This is a genomic window from Treponema phagedenis (genome assembly GCF_008153345.1).
GTDB classification, from domain to species: domain Bacteria; phylum Spirochaetota; class Spirochaetia; order Treponematales; family Treponemataceae; genus Treponema; species Treponema phagedenis.
Genome location: NZ_CP042818.1, coordinates 570048 through 593547 on the forward strand (window position 1 = coordinate 570048; position 23500 = coordinate 593547).

General features: G+C 40.8%; 17 protein-coding genes and 3 tRNA genes. 12 read left to right on the forward strand and 8 right to left on the reverse strand.

Going from position 1 to position 23500, the window contains the following annotated elements:
- Positions 1-122: 122 nt before the first annotated feature.
- Positions 123-1139: an IS5 family transposase gene (locus FUT79_RS02515; protein ID WP_024751992.1), complete on the reverse strand. Its 1017-nt coding sequence runs from the start codon at positions 1137-1139 to the stop codon at positions 123-125.
- A 166-nt stretch (positions 1140-1305) separates the two neighbouring features.
- Here FUT79_RS02515 and FUT79_RS02520 point away from each other — a divergent pair, with 166 nt between their 5' ends.
- From FUT79_RS02520 to mutL, 5 genes are all read left to right on the forward strand, one after another.
- Positions 1306-1737, forward strand: coding sequence for a bacteriohemerythrin (locus FUT79_RS02520; RefSeq protein WP_024752070.1), 432 nt, complete (start codon positions 1306-1308; stop codon positions 1735-1737).
- 500 nt (positions 1738-2237) lie between these two features.
- Positions 2238-3356 (forward strand): sensor histidine kinase, encoded by a 1119-nt coding sequence (locus FUT79_RS02525; RefSeq protein WP_024752071.1) that lies wholly within the window; start codon positions 2238-2240, stop codon positions 3354-3356.
- Positions 3337-3942 carry a response regulator gene (locus FUT79_RS02530; protein WP_002696999.1) on the forward strand — a complete coding sequence of 202 codons (606 nt, stop codon included), beginning with the start codon at positions 3337-3339 and terminating at the stop codon, positions 3940-3942. Before FUT79_RS02525 ends, FUT79_RS02530 begins: the two co-directional genes overlap by 20 nt.
- Positions 3943-4961: 1019 nt before the next feature.
- Positions 4962-5549 (forward strand): ECF transporter S component, encoded by a 588-nt coding sequence (locus FUT79_RS02540; protein WP_002694774.1) that lies wholly within the window; start codon positions 4962-4964, stop codon positions 5547-5549.
- A 44-nt stretch (positions 5550-5593) separates the two neighbouring features.
- Positions 5594-7435, forward strand: coding sequence for a DNA mismatch repair endonuclease MutL (gene mutL, locus FUT79_RS02545; protein ID WP_024752072.1), 1842 nt, complete (start codon positions 5594-5596; stop codon positions 7433-7435).
- Between the two features lie 15 nt (positions 7436-7450).
- Here mutL and FUT79_RS02550 read toward each other — a convergent pair.
- The 3 genes from FUT79_RS02550 to FUT79_RS02560 all read right to left on the reverse strand — a co-directional run bounded on the left by FUT79_RS02550 (position 7451) and on the right by FUT79_RS02560 (position 7790).
- Positions 7451-7522 (reverse strand) — tRNA-Pro (locus FUT79_RS02550).
- A gap of 51 nt (positions 7523-7573) precedes the next feature.
- Positions 7574-7647 (reverse strand) — tRNA-Asp (locus FUT79_RS02555).
- A gap of 69 nt (positions 7648-7716) precedes the next feature.
- Positions 7717-7790: transfer RNA gene (locus FUT79_RS02560), tRNA-Arg, on the reverse strand.
- 554 nt (positions 7791-8344) lie between these two features.
- On the opposite strand from FUT79_RS02560, the gene FUT79_RS02565 reads away from it, so the two are divergent.
- The 3 genes from FUT79_RS02565 to FUT79_RS02575 all read left to right on the forward strand — a co-directional run bounded on the left by FUT79_RS02565 (position 8345) and on the right by FUT79_RS02575 (position 11407).
- Entirely contained in the window at positions 8345-9262 is a 918-nt protein-coding gene (locus tag FUT79_RS02565) for an SPFH domain-containing protein (protein WP_002694765.1), read from the forward strand.
- Positions 9259-10206, forward strand: coding sequence for an SPFH domain-containing protein (locus FUT79_RS02570; protein ID WP_002694763.1), 948 nt, complete (start codon positions 9259-9261; stop codon positions 10204-10206). Before FUT79_RS02565 ends, FUT79_RS02570 begins: the two co-directional genes overlap by 4 nt.
- Positions 10207-10525: 319 nt before the next feature.
- On the forward strand, positions 10526-11407 hold the full coding sequence (locus FUT79_RS02575) for an NAD(P)-dependent oxidoreductase (RefSeq protein ID WP_024752076.1): 882 nt from the start codon (positions 10526-10528) through the stop codon (positions 11405-11407).
- Positions 11408-11595: 188 nt separating this feature from the next.
- Here FUT79_RS02575 and FUT79_RS02580 read toward each other — a convergent pair whose 3' ends face one another.
- A complete protein-coding gene (locus tag FUT79_RS02580; RefSeq protein ID WP_002694756.1) occupies positions 11596-13443 on the reverse strand; it encodes a phosphoenolpyruvate carboxykinase (GTP) in 1848 nt (615 codons plus the stop codon).
- A gap of 731 nt (positions 13444-14174) precedes the next feature.
- On the opposite strand from FUT79_RS02580, the gene aspS reads away from it, so the two are divergent.
- From aspS to FUT79_RS02605, 4 genes are all read left to right on the forward strand, one after another.
- Complete coding sequence (gene aspS, locus FUT79_RS02585; RefSeq protein WP_044634777.1) at positions 14175-15938, forward strand: aspartate--tRNA ligase; 1764 nt, start codon at positions 14175-14177, stop codon at positions 15936-15938.
- Positions 15939-16500: 562 nt separating this feature from the next.
- On the forward strand, positions 16501-17766 hold the full coding sequence (locus FUT79_RS02595) for an ABC transporter substrate-binding protein (RefSeq protein WP_148879583.1): 1266 nt from the start codon (positions 16501-16503) through the stop codon (positions 17764-17766).
- Positions 17767-18272: 506 nt separating this feature from the next.
- Positions 18273-19184: a carbohydrate ABC transporter permease gene (locus FUT79_RS02600; RefSeq protein WP_002700385.1), complete on the forward strand. Its 912-nt coding sequence runs from the start codon at positions 18273-18275 to the stop codon at positions 19182-19184.
- Positions 19185-19200: 16 nt separating this feature from the next.
- A complete protein-coding gene (locus FUT79_RS02605; RefSeq protein ID WP_002700387.1) occupies positions 19201-20031 on the forward strand; it encodes a carbohydrate ABC transporter permease in 831 nt (276 codons plus the stop codon).
- A 663-nt stretch (positions 20032-20694) separates the two neighbouring features.
- Here the strand turns inward: FUT79_RS02605 and FUT79_RS02615 are convergent.
- The 3 genes from FUT79_RS02615 to FUT79_RS15860 all read right to left on the reverse strand — a co-directional run bounded on the left by FUT79_RS02615 (position 20695) and on the right by FUT79_RS15860 (position 23285).
- On the reverse strand, positions 20695-22509 hold the full coding sequence (locus FUT79_RS02615) for a DNA topoisomerase IV subunit B (protein WP_148879276.1): 1815 nt from the start codon (positions 22507-22509) through the stop codon (positions 20695-20697).
- Between the two features lie 325 nt (positions 22510-22834).
- Complete coding sequence (locus FUT79_RS02620; RefSeq protein WP_425329144.1) at positions 22835-23134, reverse strand: ABC transporter permease family protein; 300 nt, start codon at positions 23132-23134, stop codon at positions 22835-22837.
- Positions 23109-23285: an IS3 family transposase gene (locus FUT79_RS15860; protein WP_002700397.1), complete on the reverse strand. Its 177-nt coding sequence runs from the start codon at positions 23283-23285 to the stop codon at positions 23109-23111. Before FUT79_RS15860 ends, FUT79_RS02620 begins: the two co-directional genes overlap by 26 nt.
- Positions 23286-23500: the final 215 nt, after the last annotated feature.

Below are 23500 nucleotides of genomic sequence, written 5' to 3' on the forward strand. Positions count from 1 at the left end.
TATTTTTTAGTGTACCTATTTATTATTTTAGTAGCTTTTTTATAAATTGTCTAGTGTAAAACTTGGATTCTTTATCTTAGTTCTCTTACTTTTCCATTTTATTACCTATATGCTCTCTCATTTTACTTCTTTAGATAGCAATATCGGCATAAGTTGTATGTTAAGTTCATCATTATTATCGAAAATGTTGCACGAGCTAGTCCTATCGTTCTTACATAGATACCTTTCATTGAGTTTGTCATAAAGCCAAATACATGTTCAACTCTTGCCCGTATTTTTGATTTTTTTCTGTTACCGATTTTTTGTTTTTTAGTAAGAGGTTTCCCTCTTGCTCCTCTTTCACAAATTTGTCCTTCTATCCCTTTCGCTTTTAAAATCCCCTCTATTTCTTCTCCTATATAGGCACTATCTGCGTATAATCTTTCATCTTTCCTTTCAACTAAATTTTTTAACTCTCTACTATCATGAACATTGGCTGCTGTTACCGTTGCTTTCAATATAAGCTTACTTTTTTTATCTATTTTTATATGATCTTTATAACCGTAATAATTACGTTTATGCTTCTTTGTCCACCTCGCATCACAGTCTTTTTGCGATAATTTTGCCTTATTTTGTTTTTCTTGCCATTGTTCAGGAATTTTTCCGTTTTTGATTTGTTCATTTTCATCTTTGCTGTTATGCTGTATCGGTGCTTCTACTATTGTCGCATCTATTATCGTTCCCTCTTTTCCTATTAAGTTATTTTTAGCTAATTCTTTTCCAAACTTTTCAAATAATTTTTTTGATACTCTCGCTTCAATGAGTTTTTCTTTAAAAAGCCATATTGTTTTTGCATCGGGTACTTTATCTTTTAATTCCAATCCTAAAAATCTCATAAAGGATAGCCGATCGTTTATTTGATATTCCGTTTGGTCATCACTTATGTTGTATAATTTTTGTAAAATTATTATTTTAAACATCATTACATAATCGTATGCAGGTCTTCCGCCTAAACCTTTTGGCTCTTTAGTTAATGCTTTTTTTAATAGGGGCTTGAATATTTCCCAATTTATTTTTTCGTTTAATTTTTCAAGACTATCTCCTAGCTTACTTAATACTCTTAAACGATCTTCTTCATCAAATAATCCTTTTTGTTTCATACCTCATTTTATCATCTTTTTAATCTTTTTTAAAGGGGGTTTTTAGAGGTGCCCTGTATTGAATTTTGCAGCTTCAAAGTATGAAAAGCAGGAATAAATGGTTTAAGTTCTGTAACTGCAAACTAACATATTGACCATACACTCTCTTGTAGACTACAATATCTTTATGGAATGTTCATTAAATTTTAAATGGAAAGACAGTCTCAGTGTGGGGTATAACACGATTGACCTGCACCACAAAAAACTATTAAGTCTTATTAACGATTTTGCGGATTTACTTTCATTACCGCAGGCGAAGTATAAGGTACATGTTGGAAGAGTTTTAATGAGCCTCTGTGATTATACCGTTTATCATTTTAGCGAAGAAGAAAAAATTATGCGAAGATATAAGTATCCGCAATTTGAGGAACATGCACAAATTCATGCAGCATTTGTGCAGCGCATTAAGGATTCTTTAGTTCCCCTTGCTTCAGGAAATATGGAAGCGGGAGCTGAATTTTGTAATTTTTTAGGCGAATGGCTTCTTCACCATATTGCGGTAACAGATCAAAAATGGGCCGAATTCATACAAAAAAATCATCCCGATGCAAAGTTTTAAACTGATTTTCTTTTTTTAAATATTATAGAAAATTTTATAAAAAGAGTCCGACACTACGGTTTAGTTTTTGCCGTCCGTGGCAAAAACTAAACCACGAGTTTTAAAGTTTTAATTTTACACTTTTGTGTTGATGCTTTAAAACATCGCTTCTGCGTGGAACCACCGCCGTCCATGGCGGTTCTGATTTTGACGTCCGTGGTAAAACCAACCCTACGAGTTTTAAAGCTTTGCAAAATTATCTTGCTTTAAAACATCGTTTCTGTTTGGAACCACGGGCGTCCGTGCCCGTTCTGAATGTAATGTTTGCTATTCCTGTTTACAGTGGCTGCGAGCTATCATCGTTGATACATTCTCTACTGTTAACTTAACTACAGAACGTTATACTGATAATTTTCATGTACGGATTTTATCTATGATCAAATAATTATTGATTTATTCACCTTTTTAAATTATACTCAGGTTTGAAATTGAGGGGCAGTTTAACAAATCGGAAGTTGTATATGCTTTTATTTTTAGAAAATTTTTTGATTACATTTTTTTGTTCTCTTCTTCTAAAGGAAAATTTTCCCGATGCAATGGGCATAGAATATTTCATCATAATTTTTTCAGCATGCTTATGGCTCTATATCACCGATAATAAGAAATGGAAAATCCTGTTTCTTGCCGGTTTCATATTTTCTGTTTTTGTTGTTGATGCGACACTGTGTTTTTTCTCGCCCGCATTCATCACGATAGATTTAAAACTTTCAAATAAAAAAATAAAACCAGCCTCTTTTGAAATACCGACCGATTTGGTTTTTAAACTGATCCCAATCTCTTGCATTTTTTTTAATTTCAATATATTGCTTTTTATTTTTTCTCTTGTGGTATTTTTCTACTCAGGTATTAAGGAAAACTATTTTTTAACGGCAGCGGAATTAACAATGCTGCAAGATATATTGTCCGAAAATAAATTACACGCAGAAAAGCAAAAGCGTATTTTCCAAATCGATTTGCTAAAAAATGCAGAGGTCTCAATCTTAGCGGAACGCAATCGTATTTCCGGAGTACTGCATAATTCAATCGGGCATACATTGAGTTCCGCGATTTTACAAGTTAATGCCTTAAAGTATATCGCGGATAATGAAGAGGTAAAAGACAAGCTTGCGGTTTTACAAACATCGTTAGAAACAGGTATGACCGAAATACGAAAAAGTTTACACAATATACACGACACCTCTTTTAACTTACAAACCGCCTTAGACAAATTGATAGAAAAAATATCAAACCCTAAAATAAAATTGATTTATAAAATAGATGCACTTCCCTATGTGTTGAAACATGATATCATCTCAATCATAAAAGAAGGAATTGCAAATACCGTTAAGCATAGCGGCGCAACACTGATGGACATTATTCTTTTAGAGCACCGCGGTTTTTATTCTGTTGTAATTAATGATAACGGTTGTGGTTTTAACTCATCTGTTCCAATACAAGAAGGAATCGGACTTTCTGTGTTAAGAGAAATAGTAGAAAAAAATAATGGGACAATAAACTTTTATTCCGATGGTGGCTTTAAAATTCATATTATATTTCCAAAGCAAATAGCGGAGGCAGAAAATGAACATCATAATAATTGATGATGACCCTCTTGTCATATCGTCATTAACAACAATATTAACTGCGAATAAATTTACTATATCTGCCTGCGGTTCTGATGGAGAAGAGGCAATACAGCTCTTTAAAAAATTCAAGCCGGATATTTTGTTAATGGATATAAGAATGGAAGGAGTCAATGGTATTACTGCAAGTGAAAAAATTTTAAAAGAATATAAGGATGCAAAAATTTTATTACTTACAACATTTCAAGACGAGGAATATATTACCAAAGCGTTAAATTTCGGATGCAGAGGTTATATCTTAAAACAAAATATAGAGTCGCTTGTGCCTGCGCTTAACGCAATCGCTGCAGGCAGTATTGTTTTTGATTCTCAAATAATGAATAAAATCCCGACCAAAAAACCACAAAAAGAAAAATTCTTTGAAGACCTTAACGAAAGAGAAGCTGATATTTTAGAGCTCATCGCAGACGGATTAAACAATAAAGAAATTGCACAGCGGCTCTACTTAAGCGAAGGCACGATACGAAATTATGTTTCCTCCATTTTAGAAAAACTCGCCTTACGCGACCGCACGCAATTAGTTGTTTATTATTACACTAAATAAAAACCGCTAAACATAACTATTCTTATATCTGCGGTAACCAGACCACCGGCTCCAAACAAATGCAGAATCATGCAAGCCACATCTAATACAACACTGTGCCGGATCAAACAGAGAGAATTGTTTTAAAAGAACAGATTTTAGCCTTTTCGCCACTGTAGGTAGCGTGAACTTCGCTGCCTACAAACATACGATTAAAGGCAGTTATAAATTATTTGAAAAATGCAAAAGGAAAAGTTTAAACCCTCCCAAAAACTATAAAATAAATTTCAAACCGCTAATTCTTTACTTTCAGCGGTATAGAAATAATAAAAAACCTCGCTTATTTTATTGCTATTCAAGGCATTTAAAAACTGCTTTTTATTTATGGAAAATCATATTTCACTACAGACCATACACATAAAAAAACAACCGATATAAGGAGAGTAAAAACTACTGTAGCGTTTTGTAATTAACTTCCTGTTATAAAAATCGAGGTATCAACAATACGGGACTGCGGATTTAAACATTCCTATGGTAAATTGCTCACCGTTGCTCAATTCTAAACGATGTTTAAAAGCATCAACACTGTTTTGCAAAATTGAAGCTTTTAAACTCGCAGGTTTGGTTTTGCCACGGACGGCAAAAACTGCCCCGGATGGCGGTGGTTCTAAACAGAATTGAGTTTGAAAACTACCACAGCTATATAAACAGGAGTTTTCAAACTCATAGGTTTCATTTTACCACGGACGGCAAAAACTGCCCCGGGCTCTTTTTTACAAAATTTTTTATAGTTCGTATTAAAAAACGAATCGACTTATTAAAAAACGTTATAGTAGTTCATCCGCAGTTCCGCCGGCGATTTATAAGTATTCAACTCCGGCAAAGTTTAAGCTAAAGCCGATTTTTTGTAAGCGCCAAACCGCAACGCCTGCGCTTTCTTCGTAAGTCCTTGTATTCCTTCATTCCCCCTTGTTTTTTTCAGTTGTTTACAATATGCTAGTGTTCACGTGATTATATAATCGCAAAGATAAGGAGCAATAATGAAACAGAGAGAGAAAAAACTTGTAATGATCGGCGCCTTGGGAGCGCTGTCTGTCTTTTTGGGAATTACACGTCTCGGCTTTTTTCCGTGGATTTCAGGAGTCACTATTACTGTTTTACATATTCCCGCTATTATCGGGGCTATTCTTGAAGGCCCCGTAGTAGGCTGCGGCATCGGATTAATATTCGGCTTATTCAGTTTATTAAAAGCAAATATTGCGCCGATGGGACCGGTAGACATTGCTTTTAGGAATCCTCTTGTTTCGGTTTTACCGCGAATCATATTTCCTCTTGCTGTTTGGGCTCTGTATATATTGATACGAAAAATCAATAAATACATAAGCTTCGGGCTTTCCGCATTTATCGGTACTCTTATTCACACTGTGCTAGTATTATCCATGATGTGGGCAACCCAAGGTTCGGGAATTTTAACCGGCGCAACGGGAATAGGTATTTGGGCGGCAATCGGAACCGTTATTGTCGCAAACGGCATTCCCGAAGCAATTGCTGCAGCTATTATTGCAACAGCAGTTTGCGCAATTTGGCTTAAAGAAGATACCGGCAGAAAACCGAAAATTTTTTCTTGACCGCAGGCACCGGTTTTGCATACTAAGGCAAATTGAGTTAAACAATGAAAGCGCAAAGCAGATATCATCCTATTAAAAAACTTTCTCAAGAGTCTGCACAAAAAATTGCCGCAGGAGAAATAATTGAACGCCCTGCATCCGTTATTCGCGAACTGTTGGATAACGCAATAGATTCCGGTGCAACAAAAATTCAGGTGGAAATTAAAAACGGCGGTATTGATTTTATCCGCGTTGTCGATAACGGATGCGGTATGACAAAAGAAGATGTGGAACTTTGCACGCAAACACATGCCACCAGTAAAATAGAAACCGTAGAAGATTTGCTTAAGCTCTCGACGCTCGGGTTTCGCGGCGAAGCCCTTTCTTCAATTGATTCGGTAAGCAGATTGGAAATTACCTCCACCCGTGAAGGTCCGAGCGCATGGCGATACCAATTAAAAAAAACAATCCCCGCGCGCCTTGCAGAAGGAACCAGCGTACAAATAGAGAATCTTTTTGAAAATTTTCCCGCACGTAAGCAGTTTTTAAAACGGGCAAGTGCGGAAGCAAACCTCTGCCGCCAAATATTTATTGATAAAGCACTTCCCCACTTCGAAACCGAATTCACTTTCACTGTAGATGATTCCCTTAAGCTTAGGTTACCGGCTTGCAAAAATTTAAAGCAACGCTACCTCAATGCGCTGCAACCGAAAGAGCCTGAAAAACTTTTTCATCAAATCGAAATTGCAGAAGAACGCTTTTCTTTTGCTGCGGTACTCGGCAGCCCTGATGTAGTTCGATCCGACAAACGAAATATTATGATTTTTGCAAACGGGAGGCGCATCACCGAATACGGTTTAACGCAGGCAATTTTATACGGCAGCGAAGGTTATTTTCCTAACGGAGCTTTTCCGATCGGTATTCTCTTTTTACAAGTAACCCCCGACCGGGTGGATTTCAACATTCATCCGGCAAAAAAAGAAGCTCGCTTTCAAGATTACGGAGAAATCCATCATGCGGTAAGCTCCGCAGTTGCCAACTTTTATAGACAAAAAACGGTTGCGAATCTCTTAAAAGATACCAAGTATGATCCGAGTTTTTCACAAGAATTAAACTTCACTGAAAATCACACCAAAAATCAAATAAATCATGCATGGAGTCAGTCTAATAGAGAGTATACGGACCGTATCGGCGGCAAATTCGGCATCGCTGCGAGAGATTTCACCTATTCTGAAAAACCGATGCCTTCATTTGACACCGTCCAAGATTATCGGGAAAATTATACAAGCGGAAAGGTTTCATCAGATTTTTTCTCAAGGAATATTTTGCCTGAAAACTCTGCCGCGCCGCCGCAGCTCCCTCAATCCGATTTCAAGTTTCTTGGGCAGGTAGCCGGCACCTTTATTGCTGTAGAAAAAAACGATGCCTTATACCTTATTGATCAACACGCCGCCCATGAGCGTATTCTTTTTAACGAATTAAAACAAAGTCTTGGCATCTCTCAAGAGCTGCTTATACCGTATAAAATCGTAACAGAGTCCGACAAGGACGATCAAACAATTCGCAAGGCACAAGAAGCGCTTACGCAAGCAGGGTTTAAATTGATTGATGAAGGCGACGGTATTTGGCAGGTAACAGCGGTGCCGATACGTTGGGTAGGCACGGAACAACAGCTCACAGAGGATATAATCGAAGCGGGAAAAACTTCCGAAGATATTCTGGATCACATCCTCGCAACATCCGCTTGTAGGGCTGCGTGCAAAGACGGTGCCATTCTTGATCCCGTAACCGCAAGAAAACTTGTTGAAAAGACTTTTGCATTGCCTGAACCGCTTTGCCCGCACGGAAGACCATTGTGGATCGTGATCGACAGAGAAGAATTGTTTAAGCGGATAAAAAGAACATAGACCGGAAAAGAAAAATCGGGCAGGGGGGATTTGAACCCCCGACTTCTTGGTCCCGAACCAAGCGCGCTACCCCTGCGCTACTGCCCGTATTTTTAATTGGTAAAGAAAAAAAAGCCCACCGGAATGGTGAGCTTTTAGCGGGAGCGACGGGGCTCGAACCCGCGATCTCCGGCGTGACAGGCCAGCGCGATAACCAGCTTCGCTACGCCCCCGTAAGGATTTAGATAGTATACAAAACCTTAAAAAAAGTCAATAGACTTTATATCTTTTTTTAATTTTTTTGACCCATAGACGATTCGAACGTCCGACCTGCTGCTTAGGAGGCAGCCGCTCTATCCACCTGAGCTAATGGATCATATAATTTCTAATAACACTGCCTCTAATAACACTGCCTCTAATAACACTGCCTCTAATAACACTGCCTTTACTATACTTAAAATGTAAAATTAATTCAAGTAAGAAATTCAATTTTTGCCAGCCACTATAAAAAATTGATTAGCATAACGTATTTCTGATAATCCGTTTTCAATACCTCTTACAAAAATCGCAAAAAATTTTATAAAAAAAAAGAGTCCGACACGGCGCAAGGGCGAGACCTTGGAATTGCTACCTTTGGTTCGCCTACGGTGAGTAATTTACCATAGCCTTTTTTGGTAATACACTATGTAACTACTATCACGTTAATCATGGAACGCTATACTCGCAGCTCAACTGCAAAAAGTTGTTCAAAAGTGCAAAGCCGGTTTTCCGTAAGCTTCAAACCGAATGCCCGTATGAAGAATCTTTTCCTTATGTTCATGCATATGCCAGACAGTTTTTTTCTCTTTCTTTTTATTTTTATTTCTGCTATACTTATTTTACTTAGTGTAATGTCAAATACGACGGCATTATATAGGAGGTATAAAAAAGATGATTAATTATGTGCTTTTATATCTTATCGTGATTGTTGCTATTGCAGTACTTTTTAAGATCGCGGTTGTCGTACCTGAAAAAGAAAGTTATATCGTTGAGCGGCTCGGTAAATATGCCAATACTTTGGAAGCGGGTTTTCATTTATTGGTTCCGTTTATTGATCGTGTTGCCTATAAGCAAACGCTCAAAGAAGAGGCTCTTGATGTTGATCCGCAGGTGTGTATTACAGCGGATAATGTGCAAGTGCAGGTTGACGGAATTTTGTATTTACGAATTTTTGATCCGGTAAAGGCAAGTTACGGTATTGAAAATTATCGATATGCGGTTGCACAGCTTGCAAAAACAACTATGCGCAGCCAAATCGGTAAGATGGAGCTTGATAAAACTTTCTGCGGGCGAGAGGGAATTAATGACAGTATTGTACGGGCTTTGGATGAGGCTTCCGATAACTGGGGAATAAAGGTAACTCGATACGAGATCCGCGATATTACGCCTTCGCATACTATTCTTGAGGCAATGGAAAGTCAAATGCGTGCCGAGCGGGAGAAGCGGGCAAATATTCTTTCGAGTGAAGGAAAACAGCAAGCAAGGATTAATATATCGCTCGGTAAAAAGCAGGAAGCAATTAATAAGGCTTTGGGCGAAAAAGAACGTAAGATAAATATCGCAGAAGGAAAAGCGCGTGCGATTGAAATTACCAGTGCCGCAACGGCTGAAGGTTTGCAGCTGGTTGCCGAAGCACTTGCAACTCCCGGCGGAGAAACCGCAATGAAAATACGTCTTGCGGAAAACTATATTGCACGTTTTAAAGAATTGATGAAAAATAATCGCATTTCTATTTACCCGAAAGATGTTGCGGCGGTCGCCTCTCTTGCAGCAATACTGAAAAAAGCACATGACGGAGGTGCAAAATGAGTTTCGGTTTTTATATTTTACTTCCTTTAGTTCTTGTGATGGTCGCATTTGCGCTCGTCTTTATCTTTACGTTAATTCGCAGTATTCGTATTGTACCGAATAAAACCGCCTTAATTGTGGAGCGACTCGGTAAATATTATACCACCTTGGAAGCAGGGTTTCATATTCTGTTTCCGTTTATTGATAAGGTTCGTTATACGCAAACCTTAAAAGAGCAGGCAATTGATGTTCCAGCTCAGGATTGTTTTACAAAAGATAACGTGCAAGTGCGCATTGACGGTATTTTATATTTGCAAGTATTTAATCCGGTGCATGCAAGCTACGGTATTATGGATTATCGGTATGCAACTATTTTGCTTGCACAAACAACCATGCGTTCGGTTGTCGGACAGCTTGATTTAGATGAAACTTTTGAAGCACGGGACCGCATGAATGCACAAGTTGTAAAAGCGGTAGATGAGGCTTCCGACCCGTGGGGCGTAAAAGTAACTCGCTATGAAATCCAAAACATTCGCGTTTCAAACTCTATTATGGATGCAATGGAAAATCAGATGAAGGCCGAGCGTGAAAAACGGGCGGAAATTGCCCGTTCTGTTGGAGAGATGGAAACGGTTATAAACCTTTCCCGAGCGGCGTATGAGGAAGCGGTTAATATCAGTGTGGGCGAAAAGGAGCGGATGATAAACGAAGCGGAAGGGCAAGCAAAGGAGATTGTTGCCGTTGCACAAGCCACTGCCGAAGGTATTAAAAAAATTGCAGAGTCAACACTGCTGCAAGGCGGTGTGCATGCAGCCAAATTATCGGTTGCGGAAGATTGGATTGCATCTCTTTCAGCGCTACAAAAAAATGCTGATATCATTATGACTGCGGATCTTAGTAGCATTAAAGATATGACGGGTAAGGCGGCAACCGAAATGCTTAATGATGAGACAAAACTTTTCTAGCCGAGAGTAAAATCCGGTGCAGCGTTTGGTAATTAACTTACTGTTATGCAAAAAAAAACAGCGACAGGTAGTTTATGGATTCAGCATTACTGTGGTAAATTGCCCACCGTTGCGCCGTGTCGGACTCTTTTTGATAAAATTTTTTATGATTTGTATAAAATACATTAAAAAAGCGGATAGTATCGCTTTTATTCCGAACTCTGCCTCGCTGCACGGTAGGGTATTCATTGTTATATGAAAAGCGGGTAAAAGTTGTTTTCTGTGTGATACTTGATATAAAATATCGGTTTTATAAAAACGAAGATGGAGGATATAAGTTATGGAAATCAAAAACACAAAAATCGGATTTATCGGGCTTGGTGTTATGGGTAAAAGTATGGCGGAGAATTTAAGAAAATCCGGAGCGGAAATGCATGTATTTACCAGGACAAAAACTTCTGCCGATGAGATTGTTTCAAAGGGTGCTGTTTGGCATGACAGCCCTGCCGACGTTGCAAAAAATTCGGATGTTGTTTTTACTATCGTAGGGTATCCCGCCGATGTTGAGCAAGTATACCTTGGAGAAAATGGACTGATCAAAAACAGTAAAAAAGGAACTATTTTGGTTGACATGACAACCTCATCACCTTCCCTTGCGGTGGAACTTTATAAAACCGCAAAAGAGCAGGAGGTGCAGGTATTGGACGCTCCCGTTTCAGGCGGAGACATAGGTGCTCAAAACGCTACACTTACTATTATGTGTGGAGGAGAGCAAGAGACCTTTGATGCCGTGTTGCCGTTTTTTGAGTGTATGGGAAAAACCTTTACTTTAATGGGAGAGGCCGGTGCCGGCCAGCATACAAAGGCGGCAAATCAAATACTTGTTGCCGCAAATCTCATCGGAGCGATTGAAGCAATTCGTTATGCCGAAAGTTCTGATCTTGATCCGCAAAAAATGATTGAAGCCCTTTCAGGCGGTGCGGCAGCAAGTTGGCAGCTAAGCAATAACGGAAAGAAGGTCATTGATCGTGATTTTGCTCCCGGTTTTTTTGTAAAGCACTTTTTAAAAGATTTGAATATTGCGCTTAAAGCAGCAGAAGAGGTTGATTTAAATCTGCCAATGCTTGAGCTGGCGCAAAGCTGTTTCCACGCAATGTGCGATAAAGGCTTTTCAGATGCGGGTACACAAGCGCTTTACGAATACTATAAACGCTATTTATAATCCGCTTTTTCTGACTACATAAATATAAAGGACGATATCTCTTGAATAGAAAACCTCTTTGAAGCTCATGACCGTAATTTTTAGAGGTTCTTTAGCTTCATCAAAAGAGTCGGCCGAATGCAAAAAAATGCCGGCTCCCTCAAAAGAGAAAGCCGGCTGCCAAAGGAGTTTTACAACTGGTGATATCGCTATTGTTTACAGCAGCAAGAGCCGGAAGCGTTTATACGTTTTTCAAGCGTATCTAAGGCTTCGGTGAGCTCTTTCGGGAGTTTTTTGCCGAATTTCGGATAGTGATTTTCCCGTATGTCTTTGATTTCTTTTTTCCAGCCTTCAACATCAACCGAAAGAATTTCTTTCATTTGTTCTTTGCTTACGTCTAAGCCGTCGGTGTTGATTGCGCCTTCTTTGGGCATCCAGCCGATTGGAGTATCGACCGCATTGTCTTTTCCATCGCAGCGGTCAAAAATCCATGCGAGGACGCGGCTGTTTTCGCCGTAGCCCGGCCAGATAAAGTTATCGTTTTCATCTTTTCTGAACCAGTTTACATAGAAGATTTTCGGCAGTTTATCCGCCGAGGTTTTTTTGCCGATTTCAATCCAGTGTTTAAAATAATCACCCATGTGGTAGCCGCAGAAGGGCAACATTGCAAAGGGGTCGCGGCGCACTTGTCCTACCTGATCGGAAATAACCGCTGCGGTAACTTCGGAGCCGACGATTGAACCGAGGAATACGCCGTGGTTCCAGTCGCGGGACTGATGTACCAGCGGGATTGTGCTGGGGCGGCGTCCGCCAAAGAGGAATGCGTCAATCGGCACCCCTTGCGGGTCTTCCCAGTTGTCCGCAATAACCGGACACTGCCGCGCGGGAGCGGTAAACCGTGCATTCGGGTGAGCAATCTCCTCTCCTTTCGGGCTCTTATCTTTTTCGGGAGCGGGGCGTTTTTTCCCGTGCCAGTCAATCAGCTCACCCTTTGCAGGGTAGCCGATCCCTTCCCACCAAATATCTCCGTCTTCAGTCAAACCGCAGTTGGTGAAAATCGTATTTTCTTTAATAGATTCCATTGCATTCTTGTTGGAAAAGTCTGAAGTTCCCGGAGCAACACCGAAAAAGCCCGCCTCGGGGTTAATTGCATACAGCCGTCCGTCTTTGCCGAATTTCATCCAGGCAATATCATCGCCGACTGTTTCCACCTTCCAGCCCGGAAGAGTCGGTATAAGCATTGCAAGGTTTGTTTTTCCGCATGCGGAGGGGAATGCGCCGGTAATATATTTTACCCTACCTTCGGGGTTGGTGATTTTAAGAATAAGCATGTGCTCGGAAAGCCAGCCTTCATCACGGGCAAGCACCGAAGCAATACGGAGCGCAAAACATTTTTTGCCAAGCAGGGCGTTTCCGCCGTAGCCGGAACCATAGGACCAAATCAAGCGCTCTTCGGGAAAATGAGAAATATACTTATGCTCCATATCCGCACAGGGCCATTGTCCTTCGTCCGTCTGTCCCGGCGCAAGCGGTTTGCCGACCGAATGCAAACAGGGAACAAATTCTCCGTCGGTACCCATCACGTCAAGAACCTTTGTGCCGACTCGTGTCATAATGTGCATATTACATACCACATACTCGGAATCGGTTACTTCAATACCGTTTTTTGCAATATCGGAACCAACCGGCCCCATCGAGAAAGGAATAACGTACATAGTTCTGCCCTTCATACAGCCGGTGTAAAGACCTGTCATGGTCTTTTTTAATTCAGCGGGGTCTGTCCAGTGATTGGTAGGGCCTGCATCTTCTTCTTTTTTAGAAGCAATAAAAGTACGCGCTTCCACGCGGGCAACATCGGAAGGCTGCGAGCGGAATAAAAAACTATGCTTGCGTTTTTTAAGCGGGGTACCCAAACCGGCGTCAACCAGTTTTTGCATTAAACGGTCATATTCTTCCTGAGAACCGTCACAAAGATACACATCATCCGGTTGGCACATCTTTATAACGTCTTCAATCCATGCTTTTGCTTTAGTATGTTTTAAATCGTCCAGTTTCATATTATTTCTCCTTAATGATTTAATAAAAATTAAAATATAGTGTCTTTTTTTACTATATATATCATACCGCATTTTCAAAAAATGCACAAGGAGAAAATAGCGAAAGACAGGGCTTACGCAAGAACAAGGGGCTGCCGTCCCTTAGCCCCCGGATTGCAGTTGCTGCTGCGCAGGGGTTTTTGGCTTATGCTTCGCCGTGATTCTGTCCCTTGCACCCCGCCGTTGATACCGCGATTTTTATAACAGGAAGTTAATTACAAAACGCTACACTAATTATCAATGATGTTTTAAAGCAAAGTAATTTGCAAAGCTTTAAAACTCGAAGGTCAAAATGTTTTTGCAACATTTTCCAAGCAAAAACATTTTGACCCGTGTTAGGCATACGGAGGGCGGCGAAGCATTTTTTCAAAAATGCGAGGCCGGATCCTTTTTGCGCGCCTAAAATAGCGCAAAAAGAGCCGCAGGCGATAGCCGGAGCCCGTAGTACGCCGCCCCTCCGCATGGCGTTGACCAAAAAGCAAAAACGCCATGCGGAGAGGAACACCCGAATAATTTGTATCTATTTATAAAATAAACCGAGTTATAAACCGGCGGTGTGTAACTGTTGCGGCGCGGTCGATTGTGCGAAAAGCTTTGATCCGTGATGCGGTTGTTGTTTACTCGTGCAGGATTTTTTGGGGAGCTTTTTTCTTTTTTCGGGATATGCTATACTCCCGCTCATTATGGAAGAAATGAAAAGAACTCATACCTGCGGAGGGATCCGGAAACAGGATATCGGAAAAAACGTTGTATTAAACGGCTGGGTGTATCGCAAGCGCGATCTCGGCGGAATTGCTTTTATAAATTTGCGCGACCGCTACGGGGTTACACAGGTTGTTATCGATGAGGATGCAAGCGTTGAGCTGAAAGACTTAACCGCCAAGCTTCGGATGGAGTTTTGTATTGCGGTTGAAGGTGTGGTGCGGGCGCGGCCGGACACTATGATAAACACGGCAATGTCCACCGGCGAGGTGGAAGTAAAGGTGAATAAGCTTGAGGTGCTTTCAAAAAGCGAAGTTTTGCCTTTTCAAATTGATGAAAAAACAAACGCAAATGAAGACCTGCGGTTACGGTATCGCTATCTTGACTTGCGCTCCGAATCAATGCAAAAGCATATTATTCTGCGCTCAAGGGTGAGTTTTGCGGTTAGGGAATTTTTTACCAATCACGGATTTCTTGAAATCGAAACTCCTACATTCATAAAATCTACTCCGGAGGGAGCGCGCGATTATCTTGTGCCGTCGCGGTTATACCCGGGAAAGTTTTACGCATTGCCGCAGTCTCCGCAGCTGTACAAGCAAATATTGATGGTTTCAGGTTTTGACCGCTATTTTCAGATCGCCCGCTGTTACCGCGATGAAGATGCGCGCGGAGATCGTCAGCCGGAGTTTACGCAAATTGATGTTGAAATGAGTTTTGTTTCCCGCGATGATGTATTGCGCATTACCGAAGAGATGATGCAGTTTGTTTTCCAAAAAACAATGAATATTACGCTGCCGAAAACATTTGAGCGGCTTTCGTATGACGATGCAATAAACCTGTACGGAACCGATAAGCCCGATTTGCGTTTTGATATGCACATGCAGGACGCCGCCTTTATGGCGCCGCTCGGCTCTTTTTCGGTGTTTACCGATGCGCTTGCCGCGGGGGGCTCAATAAAAGCGCTGGTAGTTCCGGGACAAGCAGAGCAATACAGTCGCAAAAAGATTGAAGAGCTTGAAGCAAGCGCAAAAATCTATAAGGCGAAAGGGCTTGCATGGTTTAAAGTGGGAGAGCAAAAACTTGAAGGCGGTATTGCGAAGTTTTTTGAAGGGAAAGAAAAAGAAATTACCAAAACACTGAATGCACAAAAAGGAGATTTAGTTCTTTTTGTTGCCGACCCAAGCCATAAAACCGCCTGCACCGCACTCGGCGCCGTGCGCAGCAAGTTGGGAAAAGACCTCAACCTGCTTAACCCAAATGAATTCCGCTTTGTATGGATTATTGACTTTCCGCTTTTTGAATGGAATGAGGATGAGCAAAAATGGGATCCCGCACATCACATGTTCTCGGCGCCGCAGGAAAAATACCTTGCCACGCTGGAAACAAATCAGGCTGAAGTAAAAGGCGATTTATACGATCTTGTTTTAAACGGGTATGAACTTGCCTCGGGCTCCATCCGTATCCATGACCCGGAATTGCAAAAACGGATATTTAAAATTGTGGGCTTTGACGAATCCGAGGCGGAAGCAAAGTTCGGCTTTTTAACCGAAGCCTTTAAATACGGCGCACCTCCCCACGGCGGCATTGCTCCGGGGCTTGACCGGCTTGTCATGCTCATGGCGGGAGAAACTTCCATTAAGGAAGTAATCGCCTTCCCCAAAAACACTTTCGCTGTCGGCCCTATGGAAGACTGCCCGAGCCTTGTCGACCAAAAACAGCTTGACGAACTTCACTTACAAATAAAAGACAAATAATAAACACTTTTCCGGGGCAGTCTAAAAAGTTACGCTCTTGCGATTTTTAAAACTGCCCCTTTTTATGATTTATGTAAAATGTATTAAACGGATCGAGTTATCAAAAAAGCATGTAGTGTCTGTGAATCTATGTACTACTTGTGTAGAGTGAAAACGTAAAAAATTTTATAAAAAAGAGCCCGACACAACGGTTTGGTTTTGCCGTCCGTGGCAAAACCAAACCTGCGAGTTTTAAAGCTTTGCAAATTACTTTGCTTTAAAACGTCGCTTCTGCGTGGAACCACCGCCATCCGTGGCGGTTCTGATTTTGACAACGGTGGGCAAACTTACCATAGTGATGCTGAATTCGCAGGCCATTATTGTTGATACTCCGATTTTTATAACAGGAAGTTAATTACAAAACGATATACTACTTGTGTAGAGTGAAACCGTATAGTTTGTGAAAGTGACAAAATTGCGTATAGAGAATAAAAAATTGACAATTAGCCTAAACTGTGAGATACTTAATCCAGATTATTATTAATCTATCACTTTCTTTTTCGTAATTATTTGGAGGCTTATTATGAAAAAAATTATTCTTACCATGCTTACGATTTTTATCGCATTTGCATGTTTTTTCGGTTGTACAAAAACTGAGGATAAAAAAGACGAGCAGGTGGTGTTAACAATGGGCTCATGGCGCGCCGATGATGTTGCTGCATGGGAAACTATTCTTGCCGAGTATAAAAAAATCTCCGGTGTTGAAATTCAGTTTAAACCGACAAACCCGCCGGATTATAATGCAACCTTAAGATTGCAGCTTGATAACGGCACAGGACCGGATTTAATGTTTGCGCGCTCTTATGCCACCGGTGCAGAGCTTTTTGCTAAAGGTTTTTTTGAGGATGTAAGTGATTTACCCGGCTTGCAGGAAAACTTCAGTGCAACCGCAAAGGCGGCATGGCAGGATTCGACAGGCAAATCTTTTGCCGTACCGGTGGCTGCCGTTATCCAAAGTGTTTTTTATAATAAAAATATCTTTAAGCAAGCGGGGATCGCAATACCCGAAACATGGGAAGATTTTTTAGCCGCATGCAAAAGTTTAGCGGGAACAGGAAGAACTGCTCCTCTTGCCAATGGCGTAAGTGAAGAGTGGGATATTAACGAATGCTTTATGATGGGAATCTTACCAAACTTTATTGACGCCGAAAAGGGAAGACTCGCATATGAAAACGGTGAGCGCCCCTTTAATGATGCAGATATGGTTAAAGCTTTTCAAGCAATGGCTGATGTGGCTCAATATTGTCCGAAAGGATTTGAAGCATTAAGTTATAATGATTCAAACGCATTGTTTGCTACCGGAAAAGCGGCAATGTTTGCGGACGGATCATGGACATTGGATACCTTTAAAGACCTTCCGTTTGAGTGGGGCAACTTCGCCTTTCCTCCGCCTAAAGGGAAAACTCCGGCAATTTGCTTCCATGTCGATATGGGAATCGCCATGAATGCAAACGGTAAGCATAAGGAAGAGGCAAAAGCATTTTTGCGATGGCTTTGCACACCCGAAGGTGTTGCGATTGTTGCAAAAGGTTTGCCAGGAGGTTTTTATCCGATGATCCAAGCTGATATTAAAATTGAAGATCCGCACAGTGCCGAACTCTATTCTCTCATAAAAGGACGGGAACAGGATGTCCGCTTTGTATGGCCGAAATTGATGAACGGAGATCCATCCGGATATGTTCTGATGAATCAGGGTGTTATCGCTGTAATGAAAGGAGAAAAAACCGCTCAGCAAGCGGCGGATGAAATGGCGGCAGGACTTGCAAAATGGTATAAACCTTCAAAATAAGGTTTTTCTATACCATGCCGTAAATCGGATTTATCCGGATACATAGTAATTGAACAGCCTCAAGCTATGAGACTATACGGGCTGTTCAATTATTCAAAACGTTTTGAGTGTGATTTGCCTGAATAAATATCCGCAGTATGCGCATGCAAATTCTTTTATCATTATTTTGTGTAACACAGTTTGTAGAGACAGTTTAGTATCCCAGCGCTTAAAAAAGGCTCTTAAGAGCTGAAAGGATGTTTTTCAACGTTGCTTTAATTTCGCTTACGGGGTTTGGAAATTCCGGTTTTATATCTCATCGGGGATGCTTTTAACCATCGTTGAAATTTTCAGTGTTATATGGTCGGTTCCGCTTTCATGCAAGGATGAAAAGTCAATGTTCGAAGCTCCTGTTCATGCATAAACTTCCGAGCAAGTGTCGCTTCAATAATCATTCGATTTACGTAAAGGTCTCTTTTATTTTATGCAGGTTTACACTATACTCATCAAAAAAGAAGGTTTTATATATGCTTAAAAAGAAAAAATTTTCTCAAAGCGGATGGTATCTCTATCTTGTACCTGCGCTTTTCTTCTATACAATATTTATGGCGTATCCGTTAATAGGATCAATCCGCTTAAGTTTTTTTAAAACTACCGGCGGAGAATATAGTTTTGCGGGGTTATATAACTATATCAATCTCTTTACAAACGATGAGTATTCCACGCGTTTTTGGGGAGCCTTTAAAAATACGTGGTATTTTTTCTTTATTCATATGTTGGTTCAAAACTGCCTTGCGGTTACCTTTGCCCTAATGCTCACCGAAAGAACAATGAAATATTCCAGAGTATATCAAACTATTATTTTTATTCCGGTTACTTTTGCGGTGCTTGTAACCGGCTATTTATGGAAGCTTTTATTAAATCCTCAATGGGGCGCGTTTGCCGTTGTGCTTAACAGTCTCGGCTTTGATTTTCTTGTGTATCCGTGGCTGGGTGAACAAAACACCGCATTAACAGCTGTCTCGCTTGTTTCTACCTGGCAGTGGATGGGAATTCCGACTATGATGTTTTATGCCGCCTTGCAAGGGATATCGGACGATATTATGGAAGCATCCGAGCTTGAGGGAACGAGTAAACTGCAAAGAACTTTTTATATTCGCCTTCCGCTCATCTTACCGATTATCGGAATTGTGTCGGTGCTTACGTTTGTCAACAACTTCAATGCGTTTGACGTTGTTTTTGCAATGGAAAATGCAAACGGTGCGCCGCAATACTCAACTGATATAATGGGGACATTATTTTACCGAGTTGGAATTGCGGGGCAGCATCCGGTAGGTATTCCCAATCCGGGACTGGGGGCAGCTATTGCAACAGTTACCTTCTTGCTGCTATTAGCCGGTGCACTGCTTATTCTCAAGTTTACCCAAAAAAATAAATAAGGAGGACAATAAAAAAATGGCGTCTTCACAAAAAAATCTAAATATAAAAAGCCATGCAGTATTGATTTTATGGTCAATTATTGTGCTGGTGCCGATATGGGTTATGATTATTAATTCATTTAAAAGTAAATATGATATTTATCAGGCTCCTTTTAGCCTTCCAAAAAAATGGGTTTTTGAAAACTATACGGCAGTGTTGCGGAGCAGCGAATTTTTAATTTATTTTAAGAATTCCGTTTTAGTAACGGTTTGTTCAATTGTTTTAATTATTTTGTTCGGTTCAATGGCGGGATATGCCATCGTAAATAAAAAGAATAAAATTACAAAATTCTTTTATTTCTTTTTTATTGCGGGGATGATGCTTCCCATCAAAATCGGCAGCATACAACTTTTACATATAATAAAAGGGCTGGGGCTTCTTAACACGCTTTGGGGACTTTATCCCATTTATATTGCAATGGGCATTCCGATAGCTGTTTTTGTTTTAACCGAATTTATTTCCGATATTCCAAAAGATGTTATCGAGGCTACCGTTATGGACGGTGCGAGCAGCCTCACCATATACGGGAGAATTATCATACCGATGATAAAACCGGCAATCGCAACGGTTTCGATTTACAACCTTGTTCCTATTTGGAATGACCTCTGGTTTCCGCTTATTTTTATCAGCAACGAAAAATCAAAAACGCTTTTGCTGGGTGTTACAAGACTATTCGGTCAATACATAACCGACTGGGCGAAAATACTTGCGGTGTTAACACTTTCGGCAATTCCCGTGATTATACTCTATCTTGCAATGAGTAGGCACTTTATTAAAGGTCTTACCGCCGGAGCGGTAAAAGGATAGCGGGGAAATTACACGCAATTTTCCGCTGCAATTTTTGTAGTACCTGCACATAAATCCTCATGTAAAAAACAACGATTGAGCTAAAAACTTAATCGCTGTTTTTTTTAAATATAACTGCAGCTGGTGTTATCCCATCGTTTTTATAAAAAAGAGTCCGACACAACGGCTTGGTTTTGCCTTCCGTGGCAAAACCAAACCCGCGAGTTTTAAAGCTTTGCAAACAGTCTTGCTTTAAAACATCGCTGCTGCGTGGAACCACCGCCATCCGTGGCGGTTCTGTGTTTGACACGGTGAGCAATTTACCATAGTAATGCTAAATCTGCAGTCCCTTATCGTTGATACTCCGATTTGTATAACAGGAAGTTAATTACAAAACGCTACACTACTGTCGCTAATGCTCGCAGGCGAAGTTAAAAGAGAAATGTCGAAACTTCGCCCATTGTTAAGCATTGTACATGGACGTACAATGCTTAACATGCGTGAGGCATACGGAGGGCGGCGAAGCAATTTTTCAAAATTGCGAAGCCGGATCATTTTGCGGCGGCAATTTCCGCCGCAAAATAGCCGAAGCGATAGCGGAGCCCGCAGTAGGCCGACCCGTAGTGCGGCGGTTTGAAGGTTATTGTAAGAAAGCGCCGCACGGAGGGGCACGCCCTGAATCGTTTAGGCATCAATCTCGGCGAGGAGGTTTTTCATAATGAATTCTTTTCGCTGCGGGGTGTTTTTGCCCATGTAAAATTCAAGGATTTGCGGAACTTTTTTGAGGGTTTGTACGGTTACCGGCAAAAGTTTTATGTCTTTGCCAATGAACTGGCCGAATTCCGAAGGGCTTATTTCGCCTAATCCTTTAAAGCGGGTAATTTCCGCGCCGGCGCCGAGCTGCTTAAACGCAATGTCGCGCTCTTTTTCCGAGTAACAATAGATGGTTTCTTTTTTTGAGCGCACGCGGAACAGGGGCGTTTCCAATATAAAGATTCTGCCCGAGGTGATCAGCTCCTCAAAATAAGTTAAAAAGAAAGTAAGCAAAAGATTCCTGATATGAAAGCCGTCGTTATCGGCATCCGTTGCGATAATGATTTTGCTGTAGCGCAGCCCTTCGATATCATTTTCGATGCCGAGCGCCATCATCATATTGTATAGCTCCGCATTTTTGTAAATTGCGGCTCTTTTTTTGCCCTGCATGTTTTCGGGTTTGCCGCGCAGAGAAAAAATAGCCTGCACCATAACATCGCGGCTTGATACCATAGAACCCGAGGCGGAATCGCCTTCAGTAATGAATATCATTGTTTCGTCGCCGTATAGTTTGTCTCCCAGATGAAACTTGCAGTCTTTAAGCTTAGGGATTTTGATTGCGATTTTTTTTGCCGCAGCCCGCGCCTCTTTTTTAACCGCATTCAGTTCCGTGCGCAGCCGCTCATTTGCGACAATTTTTTCTTCCATTTTGCGCGCCGCCTCCGCATTTTTTTGCAGCCATTCGACAACGGCGGCTTTTGTATCGTTGACAATCCAGGTGCGCACCTCAGTGTTGCCGAGCTTGTTTTTTGTCTGACTTTCAAAAATAGGTGCCTGTATTTTTACCGCAACGGCGGCGCATGTGCCTTCGCGCACATCTTCGCTTTTATAATTTTTTCTGAAATATTCGTTAATTCCTTTAAGTAAACCTTCCTTAAAAGCGGAAAGATGCGTGCCGCCGTCGGATGTATACTGGCCGTTGACAAACGAAAAATAAGTTTCGCCGTAATTGTTGGTATGCGAAAAAGCAAATTCAAGCCGGCTTTCTTTGAAATATCCGACATCGTACAAGGTGGAGCCGCTTACGTTGGCGTTAAGCAAATCAAGTAAACCGTTTTCAGATTTGAATTGAGCTCCGTTGAAGGTGAGTAGTAAGCCTGAATTAAGGTAGGCATAATTCCACATTCTTTTTTCAATAAAATCGCGGTTAAATTCGTATTGCCCGAAAATTTGCTCGTCGGGGACAAATTCAACCAATGTACCGTTTTTGATGCTCGGTTTTGTCGCTCCCTGTTTTTGACTTTTTAAGGAGCCTTGCTCAAAAACCGCTTCGGAAAATTTACCGTCGCGTATGGAAACAACCCGAAAATGCGTTGAAAGTGCGTTGACCGCCTTTGTTCCAACGCCGTTCAGTCCGACTGAAAACTGGAAAACCTCATCGTTGTATTTTGCGCCGGTGTTAATAACCGAAACGCATTCCACTACCTTGCCGAGCGGGATTCCCCGCCCGTAATCCCTGACAATTACTTTATTACCGTCAAGCTGCACATCGATTCTGTTTCCGTTTCCCATGATAAATTCATCGATGGAATTATCGATTACCTCTTTCAGAAGAATGTAGATTCCGTCATCCGGATTAGAGCCGTTGCCAAGCCTGCCGATATACATTCCGGTTCGCAGCCGAATATGCTCCAACGAGCTGAGCGTTTTAATTTTTGATTCATCATATGTATTTTTTGCAGCCATACCATTCCTCGCATAAAGATAAGAGTAAATATTGTAGCACATATAAGCCGGCTTGACTATACGCAAGATAATTGAGAGCAGGGTATACGTATGAAAATTTTTGTATTTTTATGGTGAGTTAAGCATTAGTGTAACGTTTTGTAATTAACTTCCTGTTATACAAATCGGAGTATCAACAATGAGGGACTGCGGATTTAAGCATTCCTATGGTAAATTGCTCACCGTTGCGCCGTGTTGAACTCTTTTTTATAAAATTTTTTACGTTTTTGGTAAGATGTATTAAAAAACGAATCGACTTATTAAAAAAACGTTATATTAGTGAATACTACTCTTTTAATGCCCCTTCACCGAAACCTTTGATAAGCTGGGCGTGAAAAATAATATAAAATAAAATCATCGGTACAACACCGATAACCAATGAGGCGTATTGTAACCCGTAATCTATATTTAATCTTCCAGCAAACTGAGTGATGGCAACCGGCAAACTTTTAAGTGCCGCCTTTGTGGTAAAAACAAAGACAAATAAAAATTCATTCCAGTGATGCAAAAATGATAAAATATGTACTGACCCCCATTTTTTGGACACGAAAGTTATTTTTTTAAGCAACCTGCGTTCTAAAATCAACAGGTGACTTCCAACCCAATTTTTTTTGAATTCTTTTTTTGTTAAAGAATTCAATGTACTTACTTATAAGTTCTTCCATCTGTTTATAAGTTAGTAATCCATTTTTCAATGTATCATAATAACCACTTTCACATTTAATGGTTCCAAACACGATGTTTTAAAGCAAAACTTTGCAAAGCTTTAAAACTCGAGGTTTCGTTTTTATAAAATTTTTTGTGCTTTGAATTAAAAGATACGATAAATACGATCGAGTTATCAAAAAACGTTGCAGCAGCATGCCTTTTGATGCTTGACCGGTTAGAGGCGGTTTTATTTTTTTATTAATTTACAAAAAAAATATTTGCATAACCGCTTTTTAGCGTATAT